Genomic DNA, 14,005 nt, shown 5'->3' with positions numbered 1-14,005 from the left:
AACTGGACAAATAAAAAAGCCATCCTAAAGGTTTTAGGATGGCTTCGTGTTGACAATCTTTAAAAAATTTAAAGATTAATACACATGGGTATTTTCAACATCTGTAACAGGAACAGTCAACGTATCTGATGAAAGAATTGCTTCCCCACGAGCATCTCCAGGAGCAATTCCTTTCAATGTTACAGAAAACTCTACAGATTCTTTTGAACCTAACTTAGGAAGAGCATCAAATACTACTGTATTTCCAGTGATTGTTCCTTTTGTTGGACCTGAAGAAGATACAGGTTGTAACTCCTTAGAAAACTTCAGGATTAATGATACATTCGTATCCTCTGCAGAACCGCGGTTGGTTACACAGATACGATACACTGTATTCTCTCCTACACAAATAGGATCATTGGTATCGATTACACACATATGTGTAGCTGCGAGTCCTTTCCAATGTGTTGTTATGTCAGCACAAGAAGTACAAGATCCACAATCAGACTGGGTTTTTACAGAAACTTGATTTGTGAATTTTCCTGGGTTTTGTGCTTTAACAACAACTTTAAATTGTAAAGTTTCCCCGGGGCATATTTCTTTAATACACCACACGGCTTTATTGCAGCAAATCTCAGCTCCTGCAGCTTCTAAGATTGTAATTCCTGAAGGAAGAAGATCTTCAATAACAACATCGTATAATTTCAAATCCCCTGGATTAGATACAGAAATCATATATTCTACAGGCTTACATACGTAAGACCAGTCAGCTCCAGAGATATTTACTTGTACACAAGGTTCATTCACTATAGTAGTTACGTTAGCGGAACACTTATGTCCTCCACAGTAAGATACTGTAGCTACGTTAGTAATTCTTCCTCGTTTTTGTGGGCAAAACTCCACAGTAAATACTTTAGATTCCCCAGGACGCATATCTCCTAAATTAAAGGAAAGTACACGTTGTCCTGAAGAATGATAAAAACCATCGGGTACAGGATTATCTACAACAACATTACGAGCAATAGCTGATCCTGTATTGCAAACTTCAATTTTGTAGCATACAGGGCAGCGTAGGCAAGCGCATTCAGGGCCTTCTTGCTTGATGCAAATGGCTGGTTGGCCGCATTTGGTATAAGAACGAAGTTCTGGGCAAGCGCATACAGTAGCAGCTGTAAAGCAGCAACCTTCTTTAAGAGGTTTTACCCAAACAGTGATTTTGCATTTTTCACCCTGTCCTAAACGATCAATGGTCCAAATTAATTTTCCATCTGCAGTAGGAGTGGAAACAGGATCACTACTAATAAACTCTACTTCACAAGGAAGCTGTTGAGTAATAACTACGTTTACGCAATCTTTTTTACCCACAGCAAAAATTTCAATAGGATAAGGAGATCCTACTGTTGCATATTCAGGTACAGACTGACTAATTTCTACATTACAGTCATCATTTACCCGTGTGCTGTACATTTTACCGTAGCAAGATTCTTGTTTCGTATCTACGGGTGTTTGGCATCGGTTTCCTTCACATGGATAAAATTCACCATCACAGAAAGAACCTGCCTTATCTCTTTTATTTTGGCTTCTTTGTTTACGATCAAGTCTAACTTTCTTTGCAGTATTTTTTACAACATCCGCATTAGCAACAACTTGTGTGGAAAGAGACTCTGCAGCGGCCTCTATCTTCCCGCTGGCAAAGGAACTCGCCATACTAGTTAGCGCGAGGATCGTAACTACTCGTCTAATGAGTTTGGACATAGGGATCTCCTATCGCGTATTTTATTTTTTCTTCTGCCATCGGGTAGAGATTTTGGTAACTCGTACCCTCAACATTTAGTTTTATTTTCTATTGAAGGCAGTTAGCAGGAAATTAATTCTCTCCTAACTACCTCATGAATTTAAGTAAACAGTGAAAAACTGTTACTTATTGTCTACATCTACCGTCAGGAGATGTACAACCCTTAGCCTGAGGGCCTCGTGCTTCACTTTTATTGCACTCACCGCATGGCTTAGAACAAGAAGGTTGGTAGCCACCACAAGGGTTGCATCCAGTATCTTTCTTTTTCATCATATCGCATGGATTGCATCTAGGACCACAGGGATCTTCAAAACAGCAATCTACAATGCGGCAACAGCTACTTAAGCCAATAACACTGCAACATACCGCAGCTAGCAAAACAGCCTTTTTCATAAGTTTATAACTCCTTTCTAATTAGAAAACCTTTCACGCTTGACTTCTTATTAAAACGATAATTATTTTTAGTAATTAATTAAGCGCTTTCCCATAAACATTATTACAATAGAAAATAAAAATTTTATCAATTATTTTTTCTATTTATATTTTATAAACTAACTAGTTTGTATAAACTTCAGACTGATATTGAGAATTAAAAGAGCGAATCATGAAATGCACTAGATCTAATGAACTAGATAATAAGTTAATTAGGTATGTTTCTAGTTCAAAATACACAATAAAAAGAACGCTCTAAATTACTTAAAATCATTAGGATAGAATTTTATTATAAGAAAGTGCTTTTTTTAACTAATGACCAATAAACAAAAATTAATCTAAGATATAAATAAACAGGGAGTTGAGATATGAAAAGATTTTCTTTTTTATATAGTATATTCTTAACCTCCTTGTGCATATCTAGCTGTGATTATGTCCCACCGCCTCGCCAGTATATCCTTACTTATAAGAATACGGCTCCCCTGACTAAACAAGCACACTTTCTAGGGCTTTCCCTAGCTAAATCCGTATTACGTGCTTCCTATCATTCAGAAAATAAAGTTCTATAAATCATTCTTGAGAAAGACGGAATAACTCGCCCAGCATTTGATTTTCAAGGTCCTCGTCTTTAAAAGCTTTATTGATCTTCTCTTGGATTTTCTTAGTCACACTACCAAGAAGCTTTTGTGCATGAACCAAACGAGCGCGTGTACGAGGTTTCCCCAGTAGCTCCATAGAATCGAATAAGGGCAGCCCCTGTCTTTGTCCTGTAATGGCTACATAAAGCAGAGGAATGACTACTTTTTTATGATGTACTTGAAATGCTTTTGCTAGCCACAATGATCCCTTATAGAATTGGTCCTTAACCCAAAGATCACTCTTTTCTAGATATTTGATATAACTATACAAAAGAACGGCTCCCTGAGTTTCAGAAATCATAGGAGGAAGAAGGGCCTCTTTAGAATACTGAGGAAGAATAGAAAAGAAAAATTCAGTTAATTTGACAAAATCTGCTAGCGTGGTCATCCGTGATTGGCATAAAGAGAGAATCTTTAAAAAAAATGTATCATTCAACATCCATTCTTTTAATAATCGAAGCAAACTTTCTGGCGACCCTTTATGGTTTAAATAATACTTATTCATCCAATCAAGTTTTCGGATATCAAAAACAGCACCAGACTTTCCAAGTCTTTTAGGATCAAAATTTTCGATTAATGTTTCTAAAGAATAAATTTCTTCGTCATTTTCCATACTATATCCCATAAGAGTAAGGAAATTCACGAAGGCTTCTTTAGTGTATCCCGCGTCACGGTAATAAAAGATGGATGTGGGATTTTTTCTCTTAGATAACTTTGTCCCATCAGGATTAAGTAGCAGGGGCATGTGGAGAAATTCGGGGGGCTTCCAGCCAAAAGCTTCGTAAAGCAATAAATGCTTGGGCGTGGAACTTAACCATTCTTCTCCCCGAAGAACATGAGTAATCCCCATCAAGTGATCATCAACAACATTAGCAAAATGGTATGTGGGGAAACCATCGGACTTCATAAGAACTTGATCATCCACATCTGCCCAGGGAAAAACTATACGCCCTCTGCAATAATCTTCGAGGACACACTCCCCTGTCAGGGGAACTTTTAATCGAATCGTATAGGGTTGGCCTGCTTGAGTACGTTCTTCAACTTCTTTAAGAGAAAGATGACGATACCGCCGATCATATCCTCCGCGGTATCCTAAAGTTGAGGCTACTGCTCGCATTTCCTCAAGTTCCTGAGGAGTTGCAAAACATTTGTAGGCGTAGCCTGTTTTCAAAAGAACTTGAGCATACTCACGGTAAATACTTGTACGTTCTGACTGCCTGTAAGGACCGTAAGGCCCTCCAATATCTGGCCCCTCGTCCCATTGAATCCCGCACCACTTAAGTGCGGAGAAAATATTTTTTTCATAATCATCTCGGCTTCTTGTTTGATCCGTATCCTCAATTCTGAGAATCATCTGTCCCTGAAATCTTTTTGCGAAGATCTCGTTGAACAAAGCCATATAAGCAGTCCCTACATGGGGATCCCCTGTAGGAGACGGAGCAATTCTAACACGTACGTTTTTCCAAACCATGTTTTTCCCTAGGACCTAGGGAAACTTTGATAACTGGAATCCCGCTATTTCTTCAAGAAAAATTCTTCAAAGCTCCGCCTTAAGATGTTCTTAAAGAACGACTTCTTCCTGTTATTAACTATACAAACAACCTAGCAAACTAGATTCTAGGAAAATAAAACCGGGTAGAAGCATGTAAATTAAATCGTAAAAGCAGTAGCAGCAGTAGAGGACGAAAAGTAAAAGAGCGAGAGTGAACTAATCATTATCAAATAGAGAGGCCCCTGAGACAGAATCTTCTGCAGTAGAGGCTGAGTTCGCAGTAGCTGTAGTATTTTTGATTTTCTTAGCTGCCTGCTTACTTAGATACTCATTTTTATATCTTTCAATCTCAGAATGATGTATTACCCAAGCAGCACCCTTACGTTCTCCACGCATGGTTCCGGTACGGGTAGCATAGTACACTTTCTGAACCGGAATACCCAACATTTCAGCAACTTGATTGACAGAGTAGCATCCTTTAGAATTATCAAAAAGTAACTCCCCCTGGTACAAGGATTTCTTCCTTGAATAACGATTACGTTTATAATCCTCTAAATCCTTAATATCTATTTCCCAACGGGTTGTCTTAGAAGCTTTCAGTTTTTTTTGTTTAATAGCTACATAAATCGCTTGACGCGTAACATTGTGTAGTCTTGCTGCCTGCGTAATGGAAACCCATTGGATTTCTTGATCTCCGGCCTGCAGCTGTACGTCTTCGTTATTATCTAACTCAACATAGCTTTCTTGTTGTAAGCATTCCATAATGCTAGTACTCCCCCTCAACATATTCTAGAATTAAAATAACCTCATTCAGCTCATTCAGCTCATTCAGCTCATTCAGCTCATTCAGCTCATTCAGCTCATTCAGCTCATTCAGCTCATTCAGCTCATTCAGCTCATTCAGCTCATTCAGCTCATTCAGCTCATTCAGCTCATTTTTTAGAATTTTTAAATAAAGATTTTCCTAAGAAAAGATTTATTAATCAAGCTTTTTTATAATACAAAGTTGCTGTTTTTGTTAAAACTGAATGAAATTAAATTATTCTTTCATTTTATTAATATTTCTTAATATTAAAATAAGAACAGCGGTATGGAAAAGCTGATCTTCGCTCCCGGTGCTTTAACAAAACACGTGCTGTAAATAGGGTCGAAAAAACGTATTTTCCACCGGGCTCCGAGGATCATAACAGGCTCCCCCACAACCATAACTGGAGACGTGGCAAAGTTTTTGCTTAATTAAAACTTAAAAAGACGAAAGAAAATTCTTCCATAAAGCCAAGCTTCTAAAAATTGGGAATTGCAAAGATATCTTTAATCTTCATGAAATTCTACAAAAGCATAAAATCCCTTCTGAAAACAGAATTTGAATGGCTACTTGTGCTTGTCCAATCATCCCAGATCTCTGGATTATAGTTCTTCCTTCTCAGTAGGGGCCTTATCAAAATGCTTTACAATTTCTCCGGCAACCCTGCTTATCTCCTCGGAAGGTAGATTATTGGCGTGATATAAGCAGGGTACACCTATAAAAATTTTATTCTCCACGGAATTTGTATCCAAAAGTGCGCTTGCTAAACACGTGTTTCTAGAGAACACCCCATCGCCAAGTACTTCCCCTTCAAAAGTGCAATTATGAATTAGCAGTGCGGTGGGAAGGGTCTTACTTGCTGATTCAATATCGACATTCCAGCCTGTCCACTTAATCCCCCACTCCCCAAATATTCCGGCCAACTGTTTTGCAACAGCAGCTAAAGACCTTGGAGCACGATCTTGTATGACCATCCAATGTACCCCATCAGAACCATCTGTGACTTCTCTTGCTAAAGCAGCAGACTGCACTGCTGTTCCTAAAGAGTAACCATAGGCAATGATTTCTTTTGCTTGAGGACCTTCGGGATAATCTCGAAGATAAGCCACGCATGCAGCATGAGCTTTAATCAAAGATTCTAAACTCACTTCTCCCTGACTTTGCATCACTCCAGGATAATTCATCATCAAAAAATTCGATTGAGCTTCTGCAGCAATATCCTGAGCCCAATTCCAATTGGAAAGCACACGATGTTCAAAACATTCTGCCTGTCCCGGAGCAAAAATCATCCATCTATCTGGCTTTGCATTAGGGAACGTAATTGCCAATGTATCAATTAGTAAATTATCACATTGAATAGGAATACGTTTTATGGTTTTGACGCATTTCTGTTGTAATAATCGTCGAGCTTTTTGTGCAAAACTTTGCTGTACCTGTTTTTTCACTTCACACAGAGGCTCTGTGATAATCCCCCCGGCACTAGGTGTACAAGCATTTTGACATACTTTCTCTAAAACCCAGTATAATCCCAGAGGAAGACAAATAATTCTAAAAATTGCTTTAACAACTTCCCAAATTAACCTAAGAACTCTAAATAAAGTGGCATGACATTTTCTGAATTTATAATTTGCGTAGGCTTTGTTTGATGAAAAAATAAATACTTCGGGAGTAGCTTGTAAATCTTCTAGCTGAGTACAGGGCCGGCCTTGATTATTACCCGCATATATTATTGAAAGCATAAATTATAGATAAAACATATTAAAAAATTAATTACGCGTTCATTTTATAAAATATGATCAATTAATTAATACTAAAACATTATTAAAAGTGCTTTATAATACACCCAATCAAAAGTAGTTTTGAGAGATAATCAAAAAATATATTTATTATTATAGAAACATAAACTCTGGCCTTCTGTTCTTACGCTTGACATCTTTCCTGTGTAAAAAGATTTTTAAAAATCGAATACTTTGCCTAGAATACAAAAGATCCTACCATTTCTTCCATAATACGAGAAGTAGCTGTCTTAGAGCGGTTGCAATAAAATTTCCCGAAACTCACTTAAATACGTTCTGTATCGCCTTGCAATCCACCTAACGACTTCAGATAAGTGGAATCTATCTAGAAATCTTACTAGAAGACATTAGCAACGATTATTGAAGTTCTTTCTCATTACGCATCATAAATAACAAAAGGGGGGGGGCAATGTATAGAGAAGACAAGGTGCCCAAAAGAATTCCTATAGTTATGATAAAAGCAAAGTTAAAAATCGATCCTCCACCGACAAAGAGTAAGATTAATAAAACGGATAACGTAGTAGCTGTCGTCATAACAGTACGTCCCAAAGTTTTTTGCAGCGCATCATTAATCAAAATTGGCAAAGGTGTGAATAGCTTCTTCTGACGATCTTCACGAATGCGATCAAATATAATCAGAGTATTATTTAATGAATACCCCAGGACGGTCATTAGAGCTCCAATAGCTTGTAAATCTATCTGTATTCTTTGTAAAAAGAAATGAGTGGTTACTAATACAGCACAAGTCGCAATAAGATCATGAATTAATGCAAAAATGGCGCTTAATGCGTAACGCCATTCAAAACGCAAACTGACATAAATCAGAATGACAAATAAAGCTGATGTTAATGCTAAGCATGCCTGTATACGCATTTTATTAGAAAACTGCCCACTTACTTTAACCCAAAAATTTTGCACTTGCTTCAAACTATCATTAGAAGAAACATCAAGACCTGTATCCGAAAGAATCCCTAGGACTCTTGATAGATTTTGATCATGAATATCTTGAGTGCCATTCTCTGGGGTTGGCACGTGAGATAAAGCATTTTGACTAAAGTAAATTTTTATTTTTTCTGAAGAATCCAAACTTTTGATGCGGAAATCCCGTGAGGATAGTCCTAGCTGTTTAAATTTTGTGCTTAATTGTGTGCGAAATTGCGAGACGTCCAAAGATTTTTGCTCCGTCATATTTAAGGTAAGAGCATAACCTCCTTGAAAATCCATACCTAATACGGAGTGCCAAGCACCAAAACCTAAAGCAATGGCTCCTAAAACGATGATACCTCCTGATAGGAACCATAGTTTCCTGCACTCCTTCAAAAAATCATGCTTACTACCTAAAAATTTATTCATCATATGAAGTTGTGTTTCTTGTGTTCTATGCATCCACACAACAAAGAAAAACTTCGTCATGAATAGTGCCGTAAACATGGAAGAAAAGATGCCCAAAATAAGAGTCAAAGCAAATCCTCGAATAGGGCCAGTATCTAACAGCAAAAGAATCACCGAAGCGAATACTGTTGTTAAATTCGAATCTAAAATAGCTCCAAAAGCCTTGCGGTATCCTGCTTCTACAGAATGAGTCAGGCTGTTTGATAAGAGATACTCCTCACGGATTCGTTCAAACACTAGAACGTTAGCATCTACAGCCATGCCCATAGCTAAAACAATTCCTGCTAGCCCTGTCAGGGTAAGTGGTGCATCAAGATACTGTAAAGCAGCCCAAATTAAAAGTAAGTTCAGAAGAACAGCCCCAGAAGCAATGACTCCTCCAAATCTATAGTAAATACTCATCAAAGCCATTAATACAAAAAGCCCGAGACAAATGGAAATAACCCCCTGGGTACGTTGTTGTTTACCTAATTCGGGGGAAATCATCTCCTCACTTAAAATTTCGGGGACAAAAGACATAGCTCCTGATTTTAAATCTGTCGCTAATCGGCTCACTTCCCGATGAGAAAATTTTCCGGAAACGCTTGCGTGATCTCGTAAAGGAGCGTTTAATACGGGATCGCTAATTACATAACCATCGAGGATAACAGCCATACGCCATCCTCTTCCTGAAGAGAATTGACTTTTTTCCGTGCCATAAACCCCATCTTGACAATAGGTAGATGTCCATGCATGAAAACTATCGGTAGGAGATAGATCCTTAACTTGCTTCACGTTGGTATGGTTCTTTACGGAAAAATTCAATACATAACCTTCACCAACAGCAAATTCAGGGCGTATATCTTTTAAAGAAGCCCCATCTAATGCATGATTGCGAAAAACAATCATCAAAGGATTAGCTTCCTTATGATCTCTCTTAATAGCGATCATAGAGTACATCGTATCAAGCAGAGAAGAAGGGCTGTCATGATTTTCCTGACAAAATGCTAAACCTTCTTGTCGCAGCTTAAGAATAGCTTCTTTTACACTCACAGGCAAATGCAAAGCTGCATCATAGTTAAAAATACGATGAGCCAAAGTATTAATATCCTTTGGAGAAGTCATCCCTTGGTTTTGCGCCGTGAACCATAGGTAATCTAAAAATCTTTGCACTTCGTAGCGAAAAGGAGAATAAGGAGAAAACTTCTCATTAACGACATGAAAAGTCATTCTTGAAGTCCCTAGAATCTCTTCCGAAGAAATATTCATAGATCCAGGGACACAAAGATGAAGATTATCTCCTTCTTTGTGTATAGTGACTTCAGAAACACCTAACTTGTTTAAACGAGCATACAACTCATCAGAAACTCGAAGAATTCCTTCTTTATCTGTAACCTGTTTCCCCTGATGATCTTTAAACGCTAACCGAATTTGTTTCCCGCCAACGAAATCAATACCTAAACGTAAGACATGATCACCTCGAGAGTATTTGCGGATATTGAGTTTGAGATTTTCCATAAATGCGCTGCGATGAGGCACAGCAGCTCGTCTCTGTGTTTGTTCATCTACAGAACAACGGGCATGATTATATTGTTCATGCCAACGTACCCACTCGTCTTGACGATGTTTTTCAATACGATTTACAGTATCCAAACGATCCCGGACATTGCGAACCTCAAGACATGCTGTTTCACCTTCATTAACAATCACAAAATCCTCTCCCCAAGCATCAAATAGCCTTTGCAGAGGATCATGAACTTCTAAAATTTCATCATCACCTACGTTATAGGCACGAATATTCATATGTGCAAAACAATTGTAGAGATCCTGCAAGTCTTTATGGAAAATTTCAGCTTCTTCTACTGAGCCTTTCTCATATTTTGCTACAATCGAACGTAGTCCTTTAAGGACAATATACACTGACCCTTTAGCAAAGTGGTTACAACTATGTTGAGGAGAGAAAATAAAACAACCAAAAGTATCACTTTCTTTGGGCAAACGACAATGCACAGGGAAATGCTCACGAATAAGATCACAAGATTGTGCAGGAGGACGATTTAACGCTAAAGTAACTAAATGTTCCACCATGCCTTGATAAATCCGTTGGCAATGTAAAATGATATTTCCACTTACTTCTTTATCATTAAGATAATATAGGAACCCCTGAGGAGATTCTTGCATAGTTTTACAAAACTTTTGTGCTAATCTCTGTTTTTCTTTTGCTAACCATGCATTAAAATCTAAACGCTGTTCTAAGGAGAGCTCGTCGCATTTAGCCATGATATGAGGGTCAAGGCAAAACACAATTTTTCTATCTTCAGCGCAAAACTCTACTGAAGAGAAAAAAGGAGAAACAGCGCTACAATCTAAAGAGGTATCGATAATCTGCGGGGATGCTTTCTTCCAGCGCTGTGATCGACTCTTAAGTATTTGATAAAGTGAATGAAGGATTTGTTGTTCTTCTTCAGAGAGATCTGGATGAGAAATATTGCTTTCTACTCGCGAGAAAAAAGCAATATAATCTTTTTCTGAAGAGAAAAAGTAATTCAAAAGTGCCCCTGTTTTAGATTTCGGGAGGATTTCTAAGCCTAGGGATAAATTCTTTGCTAACTGAATTACTTGCTGTAGGGGAGCACCTTGCCAGAGAGAACTGTACCCACATACACAAGGATCACAAGGTGCTAAGGTTAACGCAGAAGCAATGGTCTTCAAAGATTCTTTCGCTACGGCATCATCACAAGAAACAAAAGAAAAATCATTTTCTGTTAACGCTGTGACTAAAGATCCTGTAACCTGAACGATAGTACTCTGTTCTTTCTTTTCATATCCCAAAACGTAAAGACGAGCAGATTTTATAGGAACTGTAGGCTCTCCATAAATCATATTTTCTAGGAAAATCTGTGCATCTGTATCATCTTTAAAATGCACATTAACTACTCCAGGAATACTAGGATGTTGTTTAATCTGTCCCCGTAATTTTAATACGGAAAGCACAGAAGATATCCTAGGGAACACATCATTTCGCACTTCCATTACTTGATCGGTTAATCTGCGGATAATTTGCTGTGCTTCCTTTTCTTCTATTTTTTTATTTAAAGGACGTGAGTAATACAGACATGTGGGTAGGATATAATACAGAGCTAGCGCAAAAACAAAAATGATTATACCTAAATTGCGTCCAAATCTATGTTTCATTGTGAAGCTCTTTATATTTTGCCTAGGAATACTAACGGATGAAAATACCAAGTAAAAATAAAATCGTCAAATGAAGATCTAATTCTCGGAATTTAATTAATACAATAAAAGTTTCAATTAAAATCTGCTACTTATCTTAACAAACCTCCTCTTGAGAAGGTTCCTAAATTACGAAAAAGATGTCGTCATCAGCTCTGTAAAGCAAATGCGTAGTTCCCTAGAAGAACAGACTTGAGGTGTCTCTATAGCCCGTAAGGGTGCAATACTCTGATGATCAATAAGCACAGCTGTAATGGGAAGGTTTCGTACATCTACGGGGAGAATAGCTTCTGTGGCTAAAAACTCCATAGCTTGTAAAAATGCTATTTTTGAAAGAATTTTCATCATGCGAATTGCTTTCGGAGCTTTTCCCTTTACAACTCCTAAAAGAGGAACTAATAAACAGATTCCTTGTTTTTTGACAAAACGAGATGGCGACGTTCTTTGTATCGCTTCAACAAATGCCTGTGTGTAAACTCTTACGTACATAGTAAGTTGAGAAATCTCTTCTTCTAGACAAAATCTAGGAATACTTGTGTAGATGACCTCTTGGGGGGAGGGCACTAAATTTTCTAACCAAGAAACTGCTACGACTTGTAAACCTGCCCCGGCTGTTTCTAATAAAGCGTGGACACTGGAACGCGTTTTTTCAGGAATATGAAAAATGTTTTGATATTCTGTTTCTATGCCTAACTGGTGTTGGCGCATCGCCTCCAAATCTAATTCTTGAATTAAAAAGACTCCGTTTTCTTTCCCTACTCTTGATGCCAAAATGTCTCGCAATCTTTCTTTCGTTCCCTCACAGATATGCACATGTTTGTTCCATTTACAATGATAACTTCCTAAAGAAGTAACATGCCATGTATGAAATAGTAGAGAATGATATTCTTCCTCGGTAATGGCGGACACTGCATATTTCTCAAACTGCTGCTGAGGAATTTCTAAACGCATCTCTGCTTTTACATAATGACAATACGCAAATATAAATAAAAGCATACCTAGGATTAATAACCCTATGCAGGGCAGAAACGTTTGACACATACCAGCTGCTAAAACGCTACATGCTAAAGCACTGACACCCAAAAGAGCAAAAATACTCGCCAGGATTTTTTTTGCCAAATGACGCGCCACAGGAATGTAATGGTAAATATTTCTTTGTGTTGTGCTCATAAATGTGAACTTTGGCACACATACAAAGCATATTTGCGCCAACTTCATGCAAAACACCCCAGAATATTCAAAGTATTCTCCTTATTTATTCAGAAAATAAAACTAGAATTACATACAACTATACTCAATACAACTAACTATGTAAAATAAAGAAATAAAAAAATATTCTCCTGTATCGACAAAAATATTATCTTAACCTTTATTTTGAATTCTTTTTGTTAACCGTATCGAAGCAAAATAATTAATAAATCAATTATAAATTTTATTTTTGTTTTACCTTATCTATAGTGGGTTGATCTGTACCTAGAAGAGGGTTTATCATAAAAAAGCAAACGATTTGCTTTAAGAATGTCATCTTGTCAAGATATAGGTTTTTCTTCTACTATGCCAGGAGGGTTTTAACTTGATTCCCAGTTTCTCAAATATGTCCGCGGCATAATGTAGGCATAATACAACAGTTCCTGTAATGCTTTGTAGCTACATATTGGGTTGGTTGTAAACTGTGGACTTAAAGTCTCGTCACCAAGTGATGTATAAACATGTCTCTACTTTTAACTCAGGAAGATCGAACAATTTTATCTACCAAGCCCTTACCTAGGCACATTGCGATTATTATGGATGGCAACCGACGTTGGCATCAACAACGGGATACAGATTTGCAAATTAAAGAAAATTCGGCCCACTATTATGGAGCAAAAATTGTACCGAATATCGTTGAGTTTGCATTTTCTTTAGGCATTGAAGTTCTCACACTATTTGCATTTTCTACAGAGAACTTTTTAAGATCAGAAGACGAAGTACAACAACTCTTTTCTATTTTTGATTCACAACTAGATGAACAGCTTCCATATCTTCTTCAAAATCATGTTCGTTTACGTTACATAGGGAATTCCCATGCTTTACCTCAAACAATACAGCAGAAACTTAAAAAAATTTTGAAACAAACTGAAAAATTTTCGAAAAACACGCTTGTTTTAGCTTTCAACTATGGAGGAAAAGACGAACTCGTCCGTGCATTTAAAAAGCTACATCAAGATTTGATAAACAAAAAAATATCTTTAACATCAATTTCAGAAAGCACAATTTGCTCTTATTTAGACACTTCAGGCATTCCCGATCCCGACTTATTAATCCGTACGGGTGGCGAAATGCGTGTCAGTAATTTCCTCTTATGGCAAATAGCATATACAGAGCTGTATGTAACTGACGTTCTATGGCCGGATTTTCAACCCTGCCATCTTGTAGAAGCTATTAAAGATTATCAACAACGACCACGACGAGGAGGCAAATAAC

The 14,005-nt window shown here is 37.5% G+C and carries 9 protein-coding genes; 2 read left to right on the top strand and 7 right to left on the bottom strand.

Going from position 1 to position 14,005, the window contains the following annotated elements; all coding sequences use genetic code 11:
• Positions 1–75: 75 nt before the first annotated feature.
• Together omcB and M787_RS02850 are read right to left on the bottom strand one after the other, a co-directional pair.
• The gene (gene omcB / locus M787_RS02855; protein WP_021828955.1) at positions 76–1,734 is read right to left on the bottom strand and encodes an outer membrane complex protein OmcB; all 1,659 of its coding nucleotides are present in this window, start codon (positions 1,732–1,734) and stop codon (positions 76–78) included.
• Positions 1,735–1,900: 166 nt separating this feature from the next.
• Positions 1,901–2,167, bottom strand: coding sequence for a small cysteine-rich outer membrane protein (locus M787_RS02850; RefSeq protein ID WP_021828954.1), 267 nt, complete (start codon positions 2,165–2,167; stop codon positions 1,901–1,903).
• Between the two features lie 407 nt (positions 2,168–2,574).
• Here M787_RS02850 and M787_RS02845 point away from each other — a divergent pair, with 407 nt between their 5' ends.
• On the top strand, positions 2,575–2,775 hold the full coding sequence (locus M787_RS02845; protein WP_021828953.1) for a hypothetical protein: 201 nt from the start codon (positions 2,575–2,577) through the stop codon (positions 2,773–2,775).
• 1 nt (position 2,776) lies between these two features.
• On the opposite strand, the gene gltX is transcribed toward M787_RS02845, so the two are convergent.
• The 5 genes from gltX to M787_RS02820 form a co-directional block, all read right to left on the bottom strand.
• Positions 2,777–4,315 (bottom strand): glutamate--tRNA ligase, encoded by a 1,539-nt coding sequence (gene gltX, locus M787_RS02840; protein WP_021828952.1) that lies wholly within the window; start codon positions 4,313–4,315, stop codon positions 2,777–2,779.
• Between the two features lie 237 nt (positions 4,316–4,552).
• Positions 4,553–5,098, bottom strand: coding sequence for a helix-turn-helix domain-containing protein (locus M787_RS02835; RefSeq protein ID WP_021828951.1), 546 nt, complete (start codon positions 5,096–5,098; stop codon positions 4,553–4,555).
• A gap of 645 nt (positions 5,099–5,743) precedes the next feature.
• Complete coding sequence (locus M787_RS02830; protein ID WP_021828950.1) at positions 5,744–6,880, bottom strand: CPn0927/CPn0928 family alpha/beta hydrolase fold protein; 1,137 nt, start codon at positions 6,878–6,880, stop codon at positions 5,744–5,746.
• A gap of 414 nt (positions 6,881–7,294) precedes the next feature.
• The gene (locus M787_RS02825) at positions 7,295–11,503 is read right to left on the bottom strand and encodes a protein translocase subunit SecDF (protein WP_021828949.1); all 4,209 of its coding nucleotides are present in this window, start codon (positions 11,501–11,503) and stop codon (positions 7,295–7,297) included.
• A gap of 168 nt (positions 11,504–11,671) precedes the next feature.
• Positions 11,672–12,760 carry a hypothetical protein gene (locus tag M787_RS02820; RefSeq protein WP_034734537.1) on the bottom strand — a complete coding sequence of 363 codons (1,089 nt, stop codon included), beginning with the start codon at positions 12,758–12,760 and terminating at the stop codon, positions 11,672–11,674.
• Between the two features lie 491 nt (positions 12,761–13,251).
• On the opposite strand from M787_RS02820, the gene M787_RS02815 reads away from it, so the two are divergent.
• Entirely contained in the window at positions 13,252–14,004 is a 753-nt protein-coding gene (locus M787_RS02815) for an isoprenyl transferase (protein ID WP_021828947.1), read from the top strand.
• Position 14,005: the final 1 nt, after the last annotated feature.

This window comes from Chlamydia gallinacea 08-1274/3 (assembly GCF_000471025.2).
Taxonomy (GTDB): Bacteria; Chlamydiota; Chlamydiia; order Chlamydiales; family Chlamydiaceae; genus Chlamydia; species Chlamydia gallinacea.
The sequence above is the reverse complement of the archived record's forward strand: the minus strand, read 5'-3'. Positions and strand labels throughout refer to the sequence as shown.